General features: G+C 45.3%; 29 protein-coding genes. 2 read left to right on the top strand and 27 right to left on the bottom strand.

Translation table 11 applies throughout. From position 1 onward, the window contains the following. Positions 1 to 159 precede the first annotated feature (159 nt). The gene (locus L1D60_RS12970; protein ID WP_239841415.1) at positions 160 to 513 is read left to right on the top strand and encodes a hypothetical protein; all 354 of its coding nucleotides are present in this window, start codon (positions 160 to 162) and stop codon (positions 511 to 513) included. A gap of 131 nt (positions 514 to 644) precedes the next feature. Beyond that, complete coding sequence (locus tag L1D60_RS12965; RefSeq protein ID WP_239841414.1) at positions 645 to 2,531, top strand: BCCT family transporter; 1,887 nt, start codon at positions 645 to 647, stop codon at positions 2,529 to 2,531. A gap of 310 nt (positions 2,532 to 2,841) precedes the next feature. Here L1D60_RS12965 and L1D60_RS12960 read toward each other — a convergent pair whose 3' ends face one another. The 27 genes from L1D60_RS12960 to L1D60_RS12830 form a co-directional block, all read right to left on the bottom strand. Further along, positions 2,842 to 4,023 (bottom strand): acyltransferase, encoded by a 1,182-nt coding sequence (locus L1D60_RS12960; protein ID WP_275665681.1) that lies wholly within the window; start codon positions 4,021 to 4,023, stop codon positions 2,842 to 2,844. A 24-nt stretch (positions 4,024 to 4,047) separates the two neighbouring features. Then, positions 4,048 to 4,278 carry a hypothetical protein gene (locus L1D60_RS12955; RefSeq protein ID WP_239841412.1) on the bottom strand — a complete coding sequence of 77 codons (231 nt, stop codon included), beginning with the start codon at positions 4,276 to 4,278 and terminating at the stop codon, positions 4,048 to 4,050. A 1,092-nt stretch (positions 4,279 to 5,370) separates the two neighbouring features. Continuing rightward, positions 5,371 to 5,568 (bottom strand): hypothetical protein, encoded by a 198-nt coding sequence (locus L1D60_RS12950; protein WP_239841411.1) that lies wholly within the window; start codon positions 5,566 to 5,568, stop codon positions 5,371 to 5,373. A 1-nt stretch (position 5,569) separates the two neighbouring features. After that, the gene (locus tag L1D60_RS12945) at positions 5,570 to 6,265 is read right to left on the bottom strand and encodes a hypothetical protein (protein WP_239841410.1); all 696 of its coding nucleotides are present in this window, start codon (positions 6,263 to 6,265) and stop codon (positions 5,570 to 5,572) included. After that, positions 6,256 to 6,945: a hypothetical protein gene (locus tag L1D60_RS12940; RefSeq protein WP_102532793.1), complete on the bottom strand. Its 690-nt coding sequence runs from the start codon at positions 6,943 to 6,945 to the stop codon at positions 6,256 to 6,258. Before L1D60_RS12940 ends, L1D60_RS12945 begins: the two co-directional genes overlap by 10 nt. A gap of 9 nt (positions 6,946 to 6,954) precedes the next feature. Then, a complete protein-coding gene (locus tag L1D60_RS12935) occupies positions 6,955 to 7,491 on the bottom strand; it encodes an adenine glycosylase (RefSeq protein ID WP_239841409.1) in 537 nt (178 codons plus the stop codon). A 9-nt stretch (positions 7,492 to 7,500) separates the two neighbouring features. After that, positions 7,501 to 7,806 carry a tail fiber assembly protein gene (locus L1D60_RS12930; protein WP_239841408.1) on the bottom strand — a complete coding sequence of 102 codons (306 nt, stop codon included), beginning with the start codon at positions 7,804 to 7,806 and terminating at the stop codon, positions 7,501 to 7,503. 12 nt (positions 7,807 to 7,818) lie between these two features. After that, entirely contained in the window at positions 7,819 to 8,751 is a 933-nt protein-coding gene (locus tag L1D60_RS12925) for a hypothetical protein (RefSeq protein ID WP_239841407.1), read from the bottom strand. Then, positions 8,744 to 9,337 (bottom strand): phage tail protein, encoded by a 594-nt coding sequence (locus L1D60_RS12920; RefSeq protein WP_239841406.1) that lies wholly within the window; start codon positions 9,335 to 9,337, stop codon positions 8,744 to 8,746. The genes L1D60_RS12925 and L1D60_RS12920 overlap by 8 nt, the downstream gene beginning before the upstream one ends. Before the next feature lie 4 nt (positions 9,338 to 9,341). Then, positions 9,342 to 9,875: a hypothetical protein gene (locus L1D60_RS12915; protein WP_239841405.1), complete on the bottom strand. Its 534-nt coding sequence runs from the start codon at positions 9,873 to 9,875 to the stop codon at positions 9,342 to 9,344. Then, entirely contained in the window at positions 9,862 to 11,049 is a 1,188-nt protein-coding gene (locus tag L1D60_RS12910; RefSeq protein WP_239841404.1) for a baseplate J/gp47 family protein, read from the bottom strand. Before L1D60_RS12910 ends, L1D60_RS12915 begins: the two co-directional genes overlap by 14 nt. Further along, positions 11,042 to 11,374 (bottom strand): DUF2590 family protein, encoded by a 333-nt coding sequence (locus tag L1D60_RS12905; RefSeq protein ID WP_102532787.1) that lies wholly within the window; start codon positions 11,372 to 11,374, stop codon positions 11,042 to 11,044. The genes L1D60_RS12910 and L1D60_RS12905 overlap by 8 nt, the downstream gene beginning before the upstream one ends. Beyond that, positions 11,374 to 13,479 (bottom strand): phage tail tape measure protein, encoded by a 2,106-nt coding sequence (locus L1D60_RS12900; RefSeq protein WP_239841403.1) that lies wholly within the window; start codon positions 13,477 to 13,479, stop codon positions 11,374 to 11,376. The genes L1D60_RS12905 and L1D60_RS12900 overlap by 1 nt, the downstream gene beginning before the upstream one ends. Before the next feature lie 25 nt (positions 13,480 to 13,504). Further along, positions 13,505 to 13,648 carry a hypothetical protein gene (locus L1D60_RS12895; RefSeq protein ID WP_167332346.1) on the bottom strand — a complete coding sequence of 48 codons (144 nt, stop codon included), beginning with the start codon at positions 13,646 to 13,648 and terminating at the stop codon, positions 13,505 to 13,507. Positions 13,649 to 13,689: 41 nt separating this feature from the next. After that, positions 13,690 to 13,953 carry a putative phage tail assembly chaperone gene (locus L1D60_RS12890; protein WP_239841402.1) on the bottom strand — a complete coding sequence of 88 codons (264 nt, stop codon included), beginning with the start codon at positions 13,951 to 13,953 and terminating at the stop codon, positions 13,690 to 13,692. Then, the gene (locus L1D60_RS12885) at positions 13,950 to 14,186 is read right to left on the bottom strand and encodes a hypothetical protein (protein ID WP_239841401.1); all 237 of its coding nucleotides are present in this window, start codon (positions 14,184 to 14,186) and stop codon (positions 13,950 to 13,952) included. The genes L1D60_RS12890 and L1D60_RS12885 overlap by 4 nt, the downstream gene beginning before the upstream one ends. Positions 14,187 to 14,188: 2 nt before the next feature. Further along, positions 14,189 to 14,419: a hypothetical protein gene (locus L1D60_RS12880; RefSeq protein ID WP_010437017.1), complete on the bottom strand. Its 231-nt coding sequence runs from the start codon at positions 14,417 to 14,419 to the stop codon at positions 14,189 to 14,191. After that, the gene (locus L1D60_RS12875) at positions 14,419 to 14,928 is read right to left on the bottom strand and encodes a hypothetical protein (RefSeq protein WP_239841400.1); all 510 of its coding nucleotides are present in this window, start codon (positions 14,926 to 14,928) and stop codon (positions 14,419 to 14,421) included. The genes L1D60_RS12880 and L1D60_RS12875 overlap by 1 nt, the downstream gene beginning before the upstream one ends. After that, positions 14,925 to 15,143, bottom strand: a complete 219-nt coding sequence (locus L1D60_RS12870; RefSeq protein WP_010437011.1) for a TraR/DksA C4-type zinc finger protein — start codon at positions 15,141 to 15,143, stop codon at positions 14,925 to 14,927. Before L1D60_RS12870 ends, L1D60_RS12875 begins: the two co-directional genes overlap by 4 nt. 12 nt (positions 15,144 to 15,155) lie before the next feature. Next, complete coding sequence (locus tag L1D60_RS12865; RefSeq protein ID WP_239841399.1) at positions 15,156 to 15,611, bottom strand: phage protein; 456 nt, start codon at positions 15,609 to 15,611, stop codon at positions 15,156 to 15,158. 3 nt (positions 15,612 to 15,614) lie between these two features. After that, positions 15,615 to 16,736 (bottom strand): DUF2586 domain-containing protein, encoded by a 1,122-nt coding sequence (locus L1D60_RS12860; protein ID WP_239841398.1) that lies wholly within the window; start codon positions 16,734 to 16,736, stop codon positions 15,615 to 15,617. A 15-nt stretch (positions 16,737 to 16,751) separates the two neighbouring features. Continuing rightward, a complete protein-coding gene (locus tag L1D60_RS12855; protein ID WP_239841397.1) occupies positions 16,752 to 17,408 on the bottom strand; it encodes a virion morphogenesis protein in 657 nt (218 codons plus the stop codon). Then, positions 17,392 to 17,886 (bottom strand): phage tail protein, encoded by a 495-nt coding sequence (locus L1D60_RS12850; RefSeq protein WP_239841396.1) that lies wholly within the window; start codon positions 17,884 to 17,886, stop codon positions 17,392 to 17,394. The genes L1D60_RS12855 and L1D60_RS12850 overlap by 17 nt, the downstream gene beginning before the upstream one ends. Continuing rightward, positions 17,883 to 18,302 (bottom strand): head completion/stabilization protein, encoded by a 420-nt coding sequence (locus L1D60_RS12845; protein WP_239841395.1) that lies wholly within the window; start codon positions 18,300 to 18,302, stop codon positions 17,883 to 17,885. Before L1D60_RS12845 ends, L1D60_RS12850 begins: the two co-directional genes overlap by 4 nt. A gap of 110 nt (positions 18,303 to 18,412) precedes the next feature. Next, positions 18,413 to 19,129, bottom strand: coding sequence for a phage terminase small subunit (gpM, locus tag L1D60_RS12840; protein ID WP_239841394.1), 717 nt, complete (start codon positions 19,127 to 19,129; stop codon positions 18,413 to 18,415). 12 nt (positions 19,130 to 19,141) lie between these two features. Then, the gene (locus tag L1D60_RS12835; protein WP_239841393.1) at positions 19,142 to 20,155 is read right to left on the bottom strand and encodes a phage major capsid protein, P2 family; all 1,014 of its coding nucleotides are present in this window, start codon (positions 20,153 to 20,155) and stop codon (positions 19,142 to 19,144) included. A gap of 13 nt (positions 20,156 to 20,168) precedes the next feature. After that, a complete protein-coding gene (locus L1D60_RS12830) occupies positions 20,169 to 21,059 on the bottom strand; it encodes a GPO family capsid scaffolding protein (protein ID WP_239841392.1) in 891 nt (296 codons plus the stop codon). Positions 21,060 to 21,139 lie beyond the last annotated feature (80 nt).

Raw genomic sequence — 21,139 nt, 5'->3', positions numbered from 1 at the left:
ACAACCACGTAGTTCAACTTACCAGAGTATCGGCACAACTATTGCTTATTAATTAGGCAAACCTAGATAGAGCAAGAAAACATCACCTCGGTGATTAATTACACAAGTTTTTCACTGCTCGGCCGATACTCTATTTAAGGTGCAACTACGGAGAGTGTTATGACGCCTGTTACCCACAATGCGACTCAAACTTATAGTGCAGCGCAAGCTCAGCCAACAAAAGGCGCCTCTACGCCTTCAGAGCCAGCACCACTTAAGGTTGAGCAAAATACCGTGAAATTATCTGACGAAGGAAAAGCCCTGCTGGTTGCCCTTCAACAAATCGATAAAGAAGCTAAAAAGGTCGAAGCTGAAAACGAGACCGTTGGCGACAAGGTTGAATCTTTTGCTCATGGCGCACTCGGCATGGACCACCCAGACAAGATTGAAAAAGAGGAAGATGGCTCGTACTCTGCGGGGCAATATCTGTCCGCAGCGGTAACCATTGGCGGCATTCTGCTTGCCCTTGTCTAATCAATATCTTCATCTTGCCTACCTCAATTAGACTCTCAGCTCTAATTTGTCGTTACGACAACATTCCTGATTTGTTCTAAAAAACGACTTCACACCATAATTCTGCTCTCATTATTATGGAATTAAAGCTCGTGAAAAACTCCTTTGCGCTTATTGATAAGCCTACCTTTTTCGGTGCCATTGCACTGCTACTCACGATAGTGTTTCCGCTGATCATGTTCCCTGTACAAGGGGCAGAATGGATTGCGATCGCGAAAACCTTCATGACCGACAAGCTCGGTTTCTTATACCTGTCCCTAGGATTGGCCGCCTGTGCATTTATGGTTTATGTCGTATTTAGTGACATGGGTCAGATCAAACTAGGTGAAGCTGATGAAGAGCCAGAATTTGCCACTGCCTCTTGGGCTGCGATGTTATTCTGTGGTGGGATTGGCGCTAGCATACTTTACTGGGGCTGTATCGAATGGGCCTATTACTATCAATCGCCTCCATTCCAACTCGAACCTGGTAGTGAAGAAGCTGTGCGTTGGGCAGCAACCTATGGCCTGTTCCACTGGGGACCAATTGCATGGTCAATCTACCTCATCCCTGCTTTACCCATTGCCTACTTCTTCTATGTACGTAAACAGCCAGTATTAAAAGTTTCCAGTGCACTTATGCCGGTATTGGGTGAGCACCGCAGTAAAGGCGTTCCGGGGAAAATTGTTGATGTGCTGTTCATTTTCGGTCTATTAGGCGGCGCGGCTACTACTCTTGGCCTAGCAGCACCTCTGATCACTGAAGGCTTGAACCACCTATTCGGCCTACCGAAGACCACGCTAACCCAAGCGGGTGTGTTACTGATCTGTACCGCGATTTTTGCGTATTCTTCATACGCGGGCCTAGAGAAAGGCATCAAAATCCTAAGTAATATCAACTTCTGGGGTGCGATGGGTCTGCTGGCATTTGTTCTTATCGCTGGCCCAACCATCTTCATGTTGGAAACCGGTCTAGACTCGATTGGTCGCTTACTCTCCAACTTCTTTGTGATGGCAACTTGGGCTGAACCATTTGGTGGCTACGGCACCTTTGAAAACACCCACTTCCCACAAGATTGGACCATTTTCTACTGGGCATGGTGGTTAGTATTTGCGCCAAGCATGGGCTTGTTCGTTGCGCGTATCTCTCGTGGTCGCACAATCAAACAGATGGTCACAGGCTCAATCTTCTTTGGCTCGTTAGGCTGTTTCCTGTTCTTTATGATTTTGGGTAACTATGGCCTGTCGTTGCAGTTATCTGGCGAACTAGATGTCGTCGCAATACTCAATGAGCACGGCGCAACCAAAGCGATCTTCTCAATGCTTGATCAACTGCCAATGAGCACGCTTGTTATCGCAGTATTCACGTTGCTATGTATTATCTTCACGGCAACGACGTTTGACTCAATCTCATACATCCTAGCATCAGTAGTACAGAATAACGTGACGGAAGAACCAATGCGTTGGAACCGTATGTTCTGGGCGTTCACACTGTCATTCCTACCGACTATTCTGATGTTTTTGGGTGGATTAAGTACTCTGCAAACGGCAGCCATCGTCGGTGGTTTGCCACTATTGGCGATCACCGTGATGTTGATGATTTCAGCGGTACGTGCGACAAGCCTCGACCTGCGTCATCAAGATGACTACATCGAGCCGACAATCAACATTGAAGAGCTACCAGACATGGACCCATGGTCTGCAGAAGGTATCGCGCTAGCTCAATTTGAAAAAGTGAAAGACGCCGCTCAAGATGCTGCGGAGCTTGAGCGTTCGGCTTACAAAGCACTTGCCGATGTGAAGAAAGAGATTCGAGCGTATGTTCTTGAACAAGGCTCTCAAATGGAGACGCATGAATTGCCAGAGGAGTTGCAACAAGCTCTAGAGCTTGCCGAAAGCAACCTGACAGCAGCGCAAGCGAAGAAACTTGAGTTGTCTGAACAAGCACAGAAAGCTCGTAGTGCGTTCAATCAAGTGGTTGCAGAACTACCACTTAATTGACATTAGCCATGACGATGTCCACTTGCTTGGACCCTCCTAACTAAGCAAAAGGCTCACAGAAATGTGAGCCTTTTTTTCATTCTTTTATTCGCGATTAATCCACACTAAGCGCGATTTGGGTGGTTGATTATGTGGTCTTATTGTTCACCTTATAAAATAAATTTATAAAACAACAAATTACATGATGACTACATCAATTATGTCACAAAAATGTCCACACCTAAATCAGGTTGTATAGAGGTACCTGCATGAATTCCTAATGAACCGATACCTAAAATGCACACTATGTAGTGTGCATAATACTTGATCATTATAGTAAACTCTTACTTTCTTTAAGACGTCCTTTCTTAGAGAAGACACAACAAGATTTTGAAAACTTCACTGCTAAGTCATCAATCTTACTCATTGGTTTTGATAATATAACTGTCAAGAACACTATCAATCCTGATAATATAATAGATGTCACATTATAGCTAAAGTAACCCAATAAATTATTATAAAAAAAGTAACAGACTAGAATAATAACACTCAAGTGAATTAGATAGATTGAGAATGAAAGTTTCCCTAGTTTCACCAAGTAATCTTTATTTAGTGCTCTCTGAATATTTTCATTTGAAAATACCACCCATACAATAATGAAACCTGAAAGCAAATTACAGATACCATATGTTTTATTTCCCAAGAGATTAGCTATAATACCATAGGACATACTTTCATTGTGGGCCCCAGCTAAATACAACCCTAAAAACAGTAAGAAATAACCCATATAATTACTTCTTATTTTTATATTGAAATTATATACAGTAAAACCAAACCAAAAGCATAAAAACCCTAAGCTTAATCTTGTTTCAATTGCATAGGCACACAAAGATAGTAGTAAAAACAACAAACAGTTAGCTTTTTGATCGATTTTCCTTGAAGAATAAGAGAATATATAAATCAAAAATGAGCCCAAAAGCTCAATCTTCATAGTCCAGAGTACATTATTATAAGAACTCCCGTTTAAGAAAAATGGTTTTATTGTTCCGTTATATATTGCATCCAATAGTGATGCATCTACATACATCCTATTAAACCATGGAGTTAAACCAATACTCCATGACGTAATCAAATACTCGAAAATAAAAAATGATATTAAACAAGAGACCAAAGCAGGAATCATTAATCGAGGGTATCTTGAAATAAATGAGTCAACGTAGCCTAATCTATCTTTTTTTTCCATCGAACGTGAAAGGACTATTCCGCTCAACACAAAAAATATGTATACCGCTGACGTTCCAGAAAAGAAAAACGAAAATGGTGAATGATGAATAAAGTACTGCACTCCATTAACATCCGGAATACTAACTTTTTCAAGGTTGTGTAAGTAAGGAAAAAAAGCCAAAGATATATGTGAGAATACAACCATCATACAGGCTAACCCACGAAGTGAATCCAAATAATATATTTTTTTCAAAACAACGTTGCTCAATATTATCAATAAGAACAACATTATAAACGTAGGTATAAGCAATTACTAGCACCATTCTAGGCCTTCATGTACTACCCCTTGGTTGATTAACTCGAATGGGCGTTGTTGTTCAATATAGCCTTGGAAACGCTTGAAGCCATTAGCCAAGATTTCACTTATTTGGCCATTGTATTCTCTCAACGTCACTTTCCCACTGAGTAGTTGCTTGTAGCGATACATCGCCGTCTCAACCAGTGACCGTTGGTGATAGCGGCTGTTCTCTGTCCATTGTTGCATTTGGTCTGCTGCTAGCAATAATAGCTTCGTTTCGTGGGTGCCCGTCGTCCTAGAGAGCAGCATTCTTTCGGGGAGGGTTCACCGCTTTCGCTCCCTTTTTGCCTGTCACTTCATAGCAACCTCGTGTCTCATAGTCACCATCTGCCGATACTTGTTCTATTCTCCTACGTAAATGATTCAAGTGAACTAGCAGTAGCGAAACTACGGCAGAGACAATATAGTGGCTATCTGAACCTACAGCAAAGTGGACTTTGCGTCATGTGCGTCGGCCTTCGCTGCCATACTTACGAGTCTTCAACTCCCCTTCCCCAAAGACTTTAACACCAGTTGTGTCATTAGCTACTGGGCCTTTAGGAGGTTGGCGATAGTTCACCTCTACTATTCGTACTCGCTTGCTTATGTCCTTACGAAAGAACCAAACTAAAAAACACCTAATTTCAATAAGTAGCATTAATAAGTTATAAGCTCCCCCCTCCCCAAAAAAATGTCCTCACCTATATTTTTACCCTTTGCCGAAAAAGCATATTTTCTGCCACGGCTTTACTCTCTTTTGTCGGTCACTTTTACAGCTAAATCCTATGGACAATTTTGCAAAAGTGAAATTTCCTCAGATTTACGGTGAAGCCTTGCCACATCAAGCTTTATTGTCGCCCCAAGAGATCTTTAATTTTACACACTAGATCTTTAAAAAGTGACGAAAAACACACTCAACCATTAGAATTCAATAGGTTAAAAAACAAAACGAGATCATCACAGATCGTTTCAGTTGCAATTTATCGAAAAAAAACGCAATTTTTGAAATTCTATTAGACGCAATACAAGCCCTTTTCAGCGGTTTTTCATATCACTCGAAGTCCTTATAGCAAAAGGCTTTAGCGTGTGTTCTACGCTTTTCGCAGCCCCGTAGATTTTCACTAAATCAAAATTGCGAAGAAACCAGATCGAAAACGTCGCAGGTGGGGAGGAGGAGTGCGGATTCCGTCACCTGATTGCTCCTTTCCGTGGCGTTAGGCTGTAGCTATACCATTGGGTTTTAGATATAAGAAAAGCGCCCATGGTGGGCGCTTGGTGATGATATGGTATGTGTTTACCTTAGGTTACTTTGTGGTTCCCGGCTGAGCTGCCGCTTGTAACTGGCACTTGGGCATTCTGAGTAATTTCGTCCACTACCGCGTTAGCAATGGCTTCTGCCATCTTACCTGCCATAGCGAATTCACCATCAAGAACAAAGCCCTGTGCTTTCAACTCGTTTTCTAACTTCTCTTTCAGTGATGATTTACTCAGTGCCATCTTACTTACCTGCAAATACGGTGTTTGATACGTCTACATGTGGCTTACCCATAAACGGGCAAATACTTGCACCTGTGCATACTCCCTTACCACCATTCATCTTTATAGAGTCGGCATTCTCGGTAATATTTTTAGCTGTGGTTGCCTTATTACCTTTGACGGTTTCCGTATGATCACCATCAATTTCGGCTAAACGGTTTTCGAGTACTTTGATTCGTTGGTTAAGACATTCCAACTTATCGTCTTTATCTGTCTTTCGTTCAAAGTTACCGTCTTGGTCTACCAAATGATAAACGCCTTGGCGTTGTTGGTATCGGCTTTCACCTTCTTTGATACCTGGTAGCTTGAAGCCAAGTGGAAGAACGCAACGAATAAAAGGTTTGTCTGGTTGTCCAAACATAAAACCTAACTCTACAATGCTGCCAATAGCAGGCGGTTCTAAACGGCCTGCATGATCACCAAGACCAGGAACCGGAAGCGGTACCGCCTGCAGTGGTGGTTTATCTTCGTATTCCATGCCCTTTTCATCGAGTAGCTGAACATCCACGGCATAATGAGGATAAAAGCGATCTGACAAGTCACCCTCTTCTGGTAGTTCTGGCAATGCCACCACCTTTCCCCATCTTGGCAAATGCCACTGGCCTGTGAACTCTGGAAACAACCTAAAAATAATGCGCTTAATAACATTCACATCCATGTTAACTTTGCCTCCGTTCCTTCAAACTCTACACCAATTAATCGAAGTCCATTCACCACAACACCTGGCTTTAGTTTTGGAATAGCCGGTATCTTTACTGACTTGTTGGCTGTGTGGTTTGTCATTAGCTCATTAGGGATGGTGACGGGCTTATCTGCCCAGAATGAATCTTTCCAACTGCCTACGTAAATTTGCCCGTTGCCTTGTTGCTGCCAGAACAAGCCATCAATGCTGAACGCTTGAGCTAGTTCGTCCATAACTCGATAGCCGTTACCATCGCTATAAAAACAAGGAATGGCTGTTTTGCTGTAGGCTTTCTCTGGTACCACAAATTGAAGTCCCGTTTTATTAGTCACTTCGCTAAGAAGCTGCATAAGTGTCGGGTGACGCATGATGATATTGAGTGGCTTATAAAGTATTGCCGCTAATTCGCGGCAAAACACTTTTGACCAGCCTTTTTCTGCAGGTTGTACTCGTTCAATGTAACCGAGAAAAACACGGCTGATATCACTGCCCCAACCTAAATCTACCGCAATGATGGTATTAAGTTCGGGGTTACCTTCAATGGCAAGCTCACAACGACCTGGAGTGTTTTCACTAAAGACAATGCGATGGCTTTTCACCTTGGCTTTGTCTTTACCCAAATAAGCACGGCAAAGGAACTTGTTGGTTGTCGTCATAAATCACCATTAGCCCAAAGCACTATCTACGGCTTTTAGCACCTTCATCACACCAGTTAATTCGACTTCGGTATCTGGCGGCACATCCTCGACCTGTCCTGTTTCAACCGGCGTACTCACACCTTGAACTTTTTGTTGTACTGCAGGCTCATCCGGTTGGCGTTGCTCGACTCGTTCTGGTACCGATAAGTACTCAACTAGCTCAAACGAAACGCTCCATTGCCTATGAGAATCTTGCTCATCGGCACGGACTGAACCTTGGAATTTCACCTGGCGAATTTTCAAAGCTTCTGCGGTTTTGTTACTGACACGGTAGATATGGCGAGAGCCATTTTCTAACGCTTCGGCCATGCTAAACAAATTGGTGATAAGTTGGTTCTTACTAAACGGGATCACACCTTTTATGGTTAGAATCTTGCCCTTAGTACCTGTTTCCGCTTGGTCGGTAGCCGAAGTTTGGCCGGACATATCTTGTCCGGCTAACTGTTGGCGAACGCTAATGCGTAAGTTCTTGAGTGGGAGTTGGGAACCGTCGAGAGTTAGCATTTTTTCTACCTATAATTCTGGCTTTTCTGGCCACACAACCTTAGTTGGATCGCTGTAAGTCTGAGGAACATCTCGTAGCTCTTGGCGGTACGCTGCGAACTCAGCGATTTTTTCAGGATTTAACGGACTGTCTTGCCCCTGCGTCCAGTCGGTTTCAAATAACAACTGACTGCGTTTTCCTGAAATTTCCTTCCATCGTTCATTATCCAACGCCGCATCAATGATACTTTGTCCAACACCTAACGCTTGTAGGTCTTCTACCGTCACGTTGTAATAGTGGCACCCGTTTATTTCTACATTAGCAATCATTTGCATTTTTAGTCCCTATTAAGCAGTTAGTGATACTGTTGAACGAATATTATCTTTGCCAACGAGTGGACCGATTAACTCAGGCAACGTAATACCACCATTCAAAGATAAAGAAATAATCTCTAAATCAAATGGAATGTTTTCCACCCCATACTGATCCACTAAATATTGGAAACCATTAGTGATTAAGTCACTTGATAAATCACGCTTCGTAACCGACGAATAAACAATAGAGATAGTATCTAACCAACCAATCTTTCCGCTAGCATGTTGCTGAACTAGCGCGCTGTTATTTATAGTTATTTTCGATGCATAGAATGTTACTCGCCCTCCTGTTACACCATTTGAATGTGTCCCAAACAATGCGCTTATGTAATTCACTGGGACTCCTGACGACACCCAATCTTGCCAGCGGCAAGTTTCAATATCGATCCCATAGAATTGAAAATTACTTCCTCCTTTCAATAGGAAGCTTTTAGCTTCAATATTATCTCCATTCTTCTTAGCTGAATGAGTAAGTACTGGGTTAGTGCCGTTAGCTCGATAAGACTTGAATGCTACTGTCACATTGTCAGCAATAACTTTTTCATTTAGAACATAACGGCGGCCATCTCCGGTCAAATAGATAAGTGCCTTAGTTCCAGGGATGATTTTTTCAAAAGCACTCTCTACTGTATCAAGCGGATCTGAGCTTGTTCCACTGCCTTCTGGTGTCCCTTCACTAGAATCAACAAAAAGAACAATATCAACTTTCCCTTGGATTGCTGCATCAATATCTCCTGTCGCTTGAGATATTTTTGTATCCATTTCGACTATTTTGTCATCAACCTTTTGGTCTATATCACCCATCTTCCCCGAGACTTCTTCAGCCAACTCTCGACTTTCTTGGGTTTGGGCCATTGACTGGTCTACAGCTCGCTGCAACAGCTGCTCAACATTTTGATTAACCATCTTGTTTCTCCAATGCATTCAATCGTTCAGTGATTTGAATGTTCTTGTGATAAAGTTCGATAATGTGTTTTTGAGAAGCAAAGTGATTTGCCGCTAAAGACACCACCATCGTGTCAAAGTAATTAATTTTGTCTGAATAATTGAATTGCCATGTTTCGGCTGGCACGGTGATATTTGTGATAGCTTGTGCGCCCGAGAACTTAAGCAAGAAGTTACGCGTTAAGTTGTTCCCTTCTTCACCCGTCAATTCGTTATTCTTGCGCTTAGACTGCACCACCATGTGGTTAGCCGACACCAACACACCTTCTTCACTGACTAAGCCAAGCCAATTAAAATCAAAGTTACCAATGGTGTTATCCAAGATAAGTGAGTAAACCACTTCATTCGAATTCACATAGGCACTTCGCGTTGGGGCCATTCTTAGTCGAATTTGGTTACTTGGAGGCAACGACTGATTTCTTTCTGGCGGCACTGAAGGATCAACACCGGGCACGTAAGCCAAAACAAACTCTGCAATTTCTAGCGGCTCTTCCGCTTGCTGCTTTTGTGCAATAAGCTGTTCGCCCGCGATAGTAATTACTGCCATATTCTTATCCTATTGAAGCTGAGTAGGTTTCATGGGTATGGCTGAACTCAGCGACCGAAACATGAAAATTAGCGGTAGTGGTCACATCAAAGCTGTATCGTCGGCATGTTCGCCCATATTGCCTTACAATGGCATCCATCAAACCAGGTACATCGTTAATATCCCCATCATTTACTTTGACGCTCACGATATCCCAAGGGTAATAGTTCAGCCTTTCGTCAATTTTGATATGTGGGTAACCGAGTTTGGCAAACATATCTTCCCAACCCACTTCTGAGCCGCCACCTGCCGCAAAGGAGTATGCAAAGTTCACCCTTATGCGATAAATCTCTTCTGGCTCTTCAGGTAGTCGCTCTATGTCTCGTTGCCAAGCAATCAAATCCACAAACTCAATGGGGGCCACCATCGGGTCTAATTGCTGCAGCGGCCACTCCAACACGGCTTTGATTGCATCCCAATATCCAAGAAGGGCATTTGCTAATTTGAGGATTTCCCCTTTGCCCATCCAGTGCTTTAACTTAAATTCAGGCAGTTGCAATGGTCACCCCCAAGCTGCTAATACGAGGTACTTCCATACCATTGGCAATATCAGCATTATCGAATTCAATTGACTCAAGTTCAGGAAACTGGCCGTGAAGCTCTTGCGCCAATCTTGAGAAACTAAAGCGCGATGAGGGTTTAGTTTTCGTCGCCTTGTAGTCCGTGTTCTGCCTAAATGCTGAACCAATGAATAGACCGATATCCGTTTCTAAGTCTTGCCTTTCAGCCCCTGTCAGCACTCGCCCAACCCACGCTTTGCATGTCACATCAATCAGATTACCTGGCATCGCATACACAAGAAGATCATCACCATGACCGTGGTTACCATCGCGATTGATATGATTATTTAAGTCACTCAGCATTTGAGAAGAAGGTTCGCCCGAGTCCAGCAAAATAAAGGCATTGGCTGAACCCGCACCGCGTGGCGCGTTATGCTCGAAGTAAACATTTTCACTGTTGATACCCGCTCGTAACATGAGTAATGAACGGTAAGCCGCGTCTATATGCCACTTTGCCACGCCGCTGAACTGGTTGCGGATACGAACTCGAAGCTGATCATCACTCTCTTCGTCGGCTCCGGCTTCAATAAGCCAATCAGCTGAGTTCACTACTTGTCCGATACCTGGCACTGCAGTAGCAAAAATGTGGTAGTAACCCTCACCAAGGTTATAAGCTGCCCCTTCATGCTCTGCTTCCACTTCACCAATAACCGACAGCTCATTTTCAGGCAGCGTGGTATCTTCTTTTAACACCACTCGATAAACAGTGCCGTTAATAGGGTCAGTTTGAATAAATGTCCCTTTAGGAACGACAATAGCCGGCCCCTTCGATGCTGCTCGATGAAACACGATTTGACCGAGTGCTTTCGTTGCAGGTTTGCGTTGTACGTTAAACTGCCAAGCCCATAAGTCGAGCCATTTGCCCACAGCCGTAGCAACAAACATATTTGGCAGAACATACCCAACCAATAACGTATTGATAAGCCACACTGTTGGGCTGATTACCATAGTTTCAATCAAACGCCAAAACGATGAGTACTTGGAATCGTTAGCAATGATGCTACCTTGCTTCTCCGCTTCCTCTTTCAGCACGGCTTTCCATTGGTCTTCATCAAGAGGCAAGCCTGCTTTTTTAGCAAGTTCGGTAAAATCTGGTTTAGGTATATCAGTCAAGGTTCACCTCTGTGCTTACTTCGCCAAACTCAAGGGTTTCTGCAAAAATGTAAATTAAGCCATCATTAACTTCGTCAATACGCACTGTGCCTGGTACCAGCCGCACATCTTCTTCAACCAAGAGTTCTAGTTGTGTCCGAGCATCCGCCTTTTTTGAAGGGCTGCGCTCTGCAATCAGATACACGGCTAAGTTACTCTCAATAATGGCGTGTTTAATGTCTTGAGCGATCACTGCTCTGTCTTGAATCAATACAGGGTTACGGCCTGCATCAAGCACCACATCACCGTTTTCAATGAGCAAATCTTGGTATTTAAAATCTGCCATTAGCCTGCCGCCATCATCATTTCGTTATCAAAGTCAGCCACGTTGTTCATGTAAGTTGGATGAATACCGCCAACGTGATACACGTTTGAGCTGCTTTGGTAATTGGCAATACTCTTTGCCGCGCCACCTGGCTTAATTTGTGCTTGAGGTGTTGCTCGTTTTACTGACTCGGATTGAACCGGAGCCGTTTCATCGTCACTGCCGAAACCTGGTATCCAATCAATTAGCCCTTTCATGGTTTCCCAGATACCTGCCAACTTGTCAGTGAACCAATTAAATACGCTCCCAAAGATGTTTCGCATCGAGTCGGCCATTTGCCCAATAAAGGCAAAGCCACTGGTATCGGTAAAACCACTCATTACCCATTGCCAACCTGCCGATAGGAAGTTGAATAGGGTTTGAAATGGCAATGTCACTAGTTCTACCGCACCAGAAATTGCGGTAAACCACCATGTATCAGCCATTTCCGCTGTAAACATGTGCCAACCCAACACTAGGCTCTCAAACCCGCCTTTCAACCACGACACCATTTGCCTAATGAAGGCAAAGCCACTGGTATCTGTAAAGCCGCTCATCACCCACTGCCAACCAGCTTTAACAAACTCGAACATGGCCTTAAATGGCAGGGTGATTAACGTGATTGCTCCTTCAAGTACCTGGAACCACGTTGTGTCACCAAATGAAGCTTTGAGATCATCCCAGTAGTAAATCAATGCCCCTACTGCTGCGATTGCCGCTACCACTGCACCAACGACCAAAATGATTGGGTTAGCAGCTATCGCAATGTTAGCTGCTAACACGGCCACACGTAGTGCTGCCATGCCCTTGGTTAATAAGAAACTTACACCCGTGAACATCTTCATGGTGAGCATGTAAGTTGCCATTGCTTGCTTACCCACACCCATCATCAAGGTAAATGCACCGCCTGCTGCCGCAGCACCTAAAATCGCTATTGCCGCAAAGCCAATGTATTTAGTGAGGTTCGGGAACATCTGTGTCCATTGAACAATTGCGGTAGCTCCTTCAGCCATACCGCCAACAACAGGCAAGATGGCAGGTAGAAGCACAGAACCGAAAGCAGCACTTATGGCAAAAACGCCTTGCTCTAACCGCTCCCATTGGTCGGTCATGGCTCCCGCCATTTGTTCAGCAACATCAAGCCCTTTGACTTTGCCAAGCTCATTTATTGAAGTGGCGAGTCCATCAGTGTTTTGCATCAGAAGTTGGATCATGGCTGTGGCTTCTTGAGTACCAAACGCTTTACTCAGCTCTGCCGCTTCCGCTACCGAAATTGTTTCACCATAACGGCCCTTGATTTGATTCAAAATATCGACCATTGGCAGCATTTGACCTTGAGCATTCGTGAACTGCATATTCAAGGCTTCTTGAGCTTTGGCCGTACCCGCTAAGAACGCACGATATTTGGTACCTGCTTCACTACCACTCATGGTGGACTGCAAAGTACCAAGAATCGCCATCTGCTCAGTCATGCCCACACCGACAGAGGTTGCCGCAGCACCGACTGAGGTGAACGCCGATGACATGCCCTCACCAGTGGTCTTAAACATCTGAACCGCTTTCGCAGTTTGACCACCCAACACATTTACCCAATCCGCCTTACCCATTTCGTTGGCTGAATTCTGGAAAATGCCGTACATGGTGCCGACATAGTCGGTAATGGTTGAAGTATCGGCTTTGGTCGCAGCAGCGAGCACCCCTGACGCACGGGTAAACTCAGAAAGCTCATTGCCTCCTAAGCCAGAAATAGCGGATTGAATATCATAAGAAGCCGCCACAAAGTCTGAGGCTGATTTGCCATAGTCCACGGCAAATTCAAGTGCCGTGTCACTTAGCTGCTTCAACTGCTCATCAGCAACACTAAGAGATTTAACCTCACCTAATGCCCTATCCATTTCAATGGCTGGCATCAAAGCTTGTTGCAATGCGAAACCAGCACCCACCATGCCTGCCGCACCTGCCATCATGGTATGAGTACCTTGACGATAGGTGTTGGTCACATCGGTCATTTGTCGTTGAATATTGCCCAGTGGTTTTGAAATCTGGTCAATGAGTCCAACTTGAAATCTGAGTGCTTCTGGTAACATCAACAATTCTCTATTTGCTTAGTGGTTAACCGCCAAAGGCTTTGGCTACACCGCTAGCGGTGACGGCTTGCATGTTTTCCCAATGGTTCTTCTCTAACCAAATCGCATAAGCAAGGTTCTGATCAGTATCCGGCTCATTAGGTAGCCACTTTCGCCGCCACGCATACATTTTTTGCCTGTCGCTACTATCAATGGCAGCGACAAGCCCATCTATTTTTTTACCGAGATGGAAAGCTTAGGCGCGTACTCTTTAATAACGGCACCGTAAATCTGCGTTGCTGCACCTGGGTTCTGCTTAGTAATTTCACGCAGTGCGTCTTTTGAACCTTCACTAACGCTACTCATGAGGAAGTTATGAGCTGCGCTGCTCGCATCACCTTGCAAGATGATGTTTTGTGCGTCGTCGTACTCAGCTGGCGTTGGGTTGAATTCAAGGTCTGTCGTACCAACGGTTAAAACAATGGTTTTTGTCATGCTGTTTCTCGCTTCAATGTGTCGTAAATTCGAGTGAGTCCAGTTTCTAATTGACGTTCTAGTCGTTCGAAACCATCCCTAACTTCTTCTTTAGTGGCGAAGTTCTCCGCCACATGTGTTTTGTAGTCAGCAAGCTCTTTTGTTAGAGAAAACAGCTTGCCAATCAAAGCGCCAGTTAACATCACCAACAAGGTGGCAAGGGCAACCAGTGCGGATAACCAAGTCGGGTCCATCGCTATTCCTTCTGTGGGATTTCCTTCAAGCGTTTGCCCTGAAGTGCTGCAATGATGTCGTCAACAGTTTCTTGAAGAACATCATTTGTGCTTAAGCCTTTTAGTGTTTCCAAGCCCCACACCACCAAGCGAGTCGCAAAGCGTTCAAGAATGATTTTCCAACCGATTTGAAAGAACAGGCCTTTCAAAACTTCGAGTAAGGTTTTGCCGATAATTCCAGTTAAAAAGCTCATTAATCTTCTCCAACCATGGATTTGTATGCGTTGAGGTAATCCGCTTCAGTAGCCTTACCTGCGTGAGTGTTCCAATACTTTTTGGCGTATCGCGCAAGCCCTTCCAAATCATCCGCTTCGGGCAGAGCTTCTGGGAACCGAATCAAGTTCAACCTTGCAGTAGCAACCGCAAACTGAGGGGAAATCACCATATAATCCGCATCGCTTTCACAAATAGGATCAGCACCAGCAGGCCCAAACATAGATAAAGCATCCAGCAAGTGAGGGCGTGATTTGCCTAACCACTCAATCAACCATCGGAATGTCGCTGGCTCCATCTGAGTAAAACCAAGAGCAGGACCACGAACCTGTTTTGAATAGGTCAACTTTCCAGACTCATGAGCCACAATCATCAAAATCAGATTGATAGCGGCTTGCGTGTTCATTTTTCCGTGTCCGCCTGTTGCCATATCCAAATGGTCAAGAACCGGCTTAATCACATGCTCAACAAAGAGCTTTCCTAGTTTCATCGCGTCATTCTCTCCATGTCGCTTTGGCACTGGGTGCAATATTGGCACCCTGGTACTTTTTGGCGGCGTTCTTCGGGTATTGGGTCGCCACATTCGCCGCATTCCTGTGCGCTTTCCCGTTGTTCAATTCGCTTAGCCCTTGCCAGTTGGTTGGCAAGCGCCACTTCTGTGAATTGGGTTTCAAGGCCACTGGCATGGTCGATAACATCAGACATCACGCCCCCTTCTTACTGCACCAAGTCTTCGGTTTCATCTGAGCGCAGGTATGGAACACCGTTAATATTCACAAAATCTGGGCTTGTTACTTCAAACGGCAGTTTGTGAAGCAGTGCGCTACCACCATTGGAATCAACATCAAGCAAATCAGAAATTTTGATTCGACAACCAAAGGCTTCTACTTTCAGCTCATCTTTATCAATCTTGCCGTAGAACAGCGCGTCAAAGGCAGGCAGACCACGCCAAGAACCGGCTTGTTTTGCAGCTTTACTCAACTGGTTAAACTGCTGCGTGGTGAGTTCCATTTCACCACTTGCTTCTACATCACCATCGACATAACCATCTGGCACACCAGAGGTTTTATTCACGGCTGAATTGTCGGTAATAGACAGGGTGACTTTTTGCGCTTTCAACTTGTAGTCGCCCATTGAAAAGTGCATGTTCTTGCCAGAAATACGCATACTCATGGGTTACGCCTCCGAATCTGCAGGGTTAGAGAGATCAAGCCCAATGTTGACCACAATGTGTTTCGGGCAGTTATGAGGGCGGACCATTAAGCCAATGTTTACTTTGGTTTTAGTCATCCATTGAATTGACACATCTTCATCGCGTGGTGGCATGATTTCACCAGGGAACGGAATGCCGCCAATCTCAGTGGTCTTCGACATGTCGCGCATGTCTTTACTGAAGTAAGTGCGGTTGAGCTCGATACTTGGTGGTGTTGAATTAAGAATGCGGTCAGCAATACGACGAATCGCTTTAATTCGAACGCGGCGATTTAGTTTGTGAACTGGGCGAACATATTCAAGGTATTGATAGTCTCCGCCTTTTGCTTCCAGCGTGGTGGCATCTGTCCAGTAAACGCCTTCCATATCGGCGTACCATTGGGGCAGTGAATAACGCGCATCGGCTAGCGCTGAAATAATGCTCATTTCAAGTGGTTTACCTGCGCTATCCACTGGCATTTCACCAAGACCTAATAGGCTGCCCGTTGCGACTCGCATTGGGCTATCGGCTACGGTGACAGCGCGATCACATAAGCGACCACCAAGCACACCGACATTATTGCCGTTAAGCATTGGCACTGGCGTTACCATGTTTGCTGCCACATCTTTCACTAGGGCTAGCATTGCGGTTTCGTAGTCCGACCACGTTTGGGTACCTGCATCAATACCAGCACACGCAGCAAGGAAGAACACCCAACGACCAAGTTTGCTCGTTAGCTCTGTTGCTTTGTCTTGCATCGTTGTGAACTCCGCTTTATCGGCCACAACATCAACAATACAAATACCTTCGAAAGAGTCGGTAAGGTTGGCAGTATCTACAGCGTCTTCCCAAGATTCACCGTCAGCCAAACCGAAGATGGCACCCGTCCAGTTTTGTTTACCATTGAGCTGCGCAGCTTTGACGTTTGCGCCTAGCGCATCATCAGCGACCACTTCATCAAGGTTAGTCATATTGTTTACACGGGTAACTTTGCCTTGCAGTTCGGCTTTATCCGTTCGCCCGATGTAGAGCAGGTGGCGTTCAATCTCTGGAATCCCGCCTTGCCCTAAATTGAGGTTGTTTACCTCTACCTTTCCGGTTGCCATTGGTTATTTCCTCGCTTATGTTCGCGTCTTGGCCTGCTCAAAGATCTTAATGAGTTGGCGGGTTACTTCGCGTTCGTTACTGCCTAATACCTGACGTTCTGCTAATGGGATATCCCAAGAGGTGACATTGGGCTGATTGCTCAGCTCCCGGATAATTTGCCCTGCTTGCCCATGGGTAACGGTTTCCACCAATAGACGAAGGCTTGGCTTTTTCCGTCCTTTGCCGCTTTTTCTCGGTACCGTGTAACCCAGTTCCCTTAGCTTTCGCGCTTGCCCTTTAGAGCAAGGCGCGGAATAGTCTGGTGTTCCCCATCGCTTTTGCATTTGGCGCTTGGTCATTTTTTGCTTTTGACCAACGTGATGCCTGGCTGCAATTCTTGCGGTGAGCTTGTTGCTCCAAGTTAGGTCGAGCATGTTGGCGTTTCGTACATAAGGGGTTAATCCCTTCGCCATACGGCGCATCACTTTGCCGCGCTTCTTCCCTTTTTTGGGCTCTAATGCTTGCCCATGAATATCTTTCTGTTGCTGAATTCGTTTGCGTGTATTAGCTTTTTCCCAACGACCTAGGGTTTTCAGTATCCAAACTCGCTTCTTTGGGGGCAGTGCTAACATGGCAAGCTTTTCTTGCATGTTGAGCACATCCCTTTTATTCGCACTAATCGTTGGTTTCATTCACCAACTCCGCTTCTTCGGCGGTGTAAATCTCTACGGCTTGAACTCGGTATTTAATTCCGCGCCAGGTAATCATTCCAGCTTCCGCATCTGGTACCAGTTCGATAGGCTCCATCAGCTCAAGCTCTATGCTCACATCAGCGACTTCATTGCTGATCACATCTACTGATAGCGTTGGGTCTTCTAGTTCCTGTTCGTTTCGGTCTTCTTCATGGTCGCTCAACCAACAGGCAACCAGAGCTAACAAACAACGTGGGTCTAATAACTGGTGAGGAAACTCCTCGACCGACACCACAGCGTTGTATTTCCAATAACAGGCGATATAGCCATCGTTTCCACGGTCTTCACCGCTTGGCACTATCGAGCCGTTCTCTTGCCAAGCATCAATTTTGTTATCAAGCACATTGCTGTTCAGGTGGTTAACGATGTAATCCGTTAAGTGCTCCAGCTTAGTTTTGTTGTAAGCTGTTTCGCTCATATCGAAGCAATCCCATTGGCACTACGGCCAAGTAACAAGCGCACATCTTGATTGCTTTGGGTGACAAAACGTGACTCTTGTTCTGGTTCATCTGTCGCTACGCTCTCGCCTTCTTTTCGGCGGTCTTGCGTGGCGAACTCAGCCAATAGGTCAGCGTGGGCCAAACCATAAACCGCGCGTTTATATGCCGCCGTTTTAGCGACACTTAGCACTGGCGGATTGCCATCAACGAGCAGGCTTGCAAGTCGTTGTTGGATATTCAGAGCCGCAATGCTCACGGCTGCAGCCATAGAATCGTTATCAAACGTATGGGGAATACGGCGCAGCTTGCGGAATTCATCGGTTGATAAATCCGGCCAACCTTCACCAGGTATGGCGGTATTGGCTGCGCTGTTAACTTTTCCACCAAAGCTCATCACGGTTCCTTCTTTGAATAAGTGCGCCTCTAGCCACTGGATCGACGGTATCGAGTTAGCCTGTTGGCTTCTCTTACCTCACCAGCCGAGGCGCGGTGGCGTAGGAGTCTTTAAAGATTCTTGCCGTCTTTAATGGCACGAATACGTTGTTCTATTTTCTTGATTTGGGTACCCACACCCACTTTGCTGTGCTTATCGTGGGCGTGTTGAAGCAGATCCAAAGCCTTTTCCAACGTTTCCAAGTTGCCGATTGCTGTCGCTTGCGGTTGGCCTTCTTCATTTCGAATCAGGTATAAGCCTGCAAACTTGAACCACTTGGCGTGAACCTTTTCGTGTAAACGCCAATCTTTTTCGATCTTCTCAAACACATTGGAGAAGTAAGGTTCAATCGAGTTACCACGTTCAGACTCGCTTTCAGCCCAAGCCAGTACTTCATCAGCACAGAATGTCGGCCAGTCACGGCGGAAGTTCTCTGGCGTTGGCAAGTCACGTTCGATTGCCGTCATACACCACTCAATCGCGGTATCCAGCTCTTTAATATCGAATAGCCAGATCACCAAGTTGGTAAAAATTGGGTTTTCGAACTGCTCACCGCTTTCTAAGTAGCTTTGAACATACGGCTTGTATTTCGGGACTAAGACATTGCGCTTATGCTCGACACGATCAGCAATCGCATTGAAAGAGCGCAAATGCTTGCGGTCTTCTTCGAAGTCAATCAGCTTGATGTGCAAACTATCAGTGTCAGCTGCAGGGCTAACATTAAAAGCTTTCTGCTCTCTCGCTGCTTTCTTCTCTAGGTTGTCTCTCATGCCAGGAGATAAGCGCATATTCATTTACCCTTATTCAGCAGGTGTCGCACCGAAGTGCACTTTCGCTTCATTGAAGCTTGCGTAACCTTCATGATCACCCACCGCATAACCTTCATTACGTAGGTATGAGTTTTCATGCTGCTTGCGGTCTTCTACATGTTCAGACTTGCGGTGACGCGTGTTTTTCTGCGTGTATACATGCAAGTTTTTCAGCGTGGTGACTGTCATTCGCATACCAGGGAAGAACGGAGGCGACATTGCACGACGACCAGCAATAGAGTTAGGCAATTGTTGTGCTGCCTTCTTCTCTGTTGGCGTAGTTGCTGCGTCATATAAACGCGCCTGTTCGAATGAAAGAAGATCAGCACCAACCAACACAATTAAATTCGGGTCACTTCGTAAAGCTGGATGAATCTTGGTATTGATTAAGTCAGACGCCATTGCATCTAAGTTGGTGTAGTCACCACCGCCATCAGGATCTAGATAAATGTCTACATCAATGATTTGGTCTGGTGATTTTTCTTTCACTAGCTGCTGCCAGCCTTTGTTAACGTCTTCACCGTTAGGGTTAGTCGTTGGGTTCGTTGTTTCCGCTACCGAAGTACCGTTGAAGCCAACACGAAGAATGTCTTGCGCGAAATTCAGCGTTGCGTTTTCGTTTAGGCGCTTCATGAATTCGCCAGGCTTACCGGAGTTCGCCCAAACGCTTAACAAATCCCACGTAACAACAGCACAAGAGTCGGTTTCGACTAAGGTGTAGGTATTGCCATCAACACCACTTGATGTGGTATGACGACCGCCTTTTTTACGGCCTGTATGTAGCTTGTTGGTACCAACATCAACAACTTGGCCTGAAATTTGGTCTACATCTTCAACAGTGATCAGCTTGAGGAAATCAACTGATTCCATCAGCTTGTTTTTTAACGCCGTTTCAACTGGGCCCGAAATAGCGAATTGCTTACTCACATCAGGGCGAGAAAATACTTCACACTGTTTTGCGCAGTATTCTTCCAGTAATGCACGAGCGGTTTGAGTTAATTGCATTTACTATTGCTCCTTACAAAAAGTGGCTTGTGTCTTCCGCCGCACCTTCGCCTTGAGGCTCTTGACCAGGTACTTCTTTCGAAAGGGCGTTGAACTTAGTTTCAAGGCCAGAAACTTTTTCCATCAGAGGCGCAATAGCCGTACTTACTGCAGCAGAGAACTGCTCGACTGTTGTACCTTCCGGTTTTTGTTCCGGTTCTGGTGTTTCTGGGGTTTGCTGACCAAACTCTTGTTTGAGTTCGTTTTTCAGCTCAGTTTTTAAATCTTCTTTAAGCACACCAAATTGCTCTTTTAGTGCTGCTTTTAATTGTTCTTCGGTCACTTCCGTTTCCTCTGGTTCTGGCTGTTCAGTTGGTGTTTCTGGCAGTTCCCCACCAGATTGGAAATAGCTTGCGATGGTCGCAAATGCTTGCGCTAACGGATTGACAGAGTAAAACTCGCTAAGGTCTATTTGCTCCAATGAATCGGTTTCAATCTCTTGAGTTTCACCCGCTTGGCGAGAGAACTTGAGGCGAGTCGTGCCTGTTGAGGCTGGGGAGTCAGTCACAGCTAGGCCAATCAGGTAAGCTCGCCCCGTTCCTTGGAAATCTGGGTGCATCTCGATAGAGGTATAGAGCTTCTGACCTTTTTTGTTAGCGGAGAGTAAGAGGTCATTGGGCGTAATCTTGGCAAGTAATCGCAACTTACCTGCACGTTTTTCGGCTTTAACTTCCGGCACTTCACCCCAGTTGTTACCTTCGAATACGTTCCAATGAGAGCGAGAGTGTTCAGGCCAAATTAATGCGGCATAAAGTGCAGGCGAATACGACTCACCCATCTCTTTAATTTGTGCTGCGCTAATCTGACGACCGTCTACGGTAGCGCCTTCAGTTGCAACAATATTCCAATCACTGGTTTTACTCATATTTGTCGTTTGCCTAGTTAATTACGTCAAATGAATCTTGGTCACGGCAAACAATACGCCTTTGACTGACTGCTTTCAGC

The sequence above is a fragment of the Vibrio sp. Isolate30 genome, assembly GCF_022397975.1.
Lineage (GTDB): Bacteria > Pseudomonadota > Gammaproteobacteria > Enterobacterales > Vibrionaceae > Vibrio > Vibrio fortis.
Note: the sequence above shows the minus strand (reverse complement) of the source record. Positions and strands in the feature narration are given on the sequence as shown.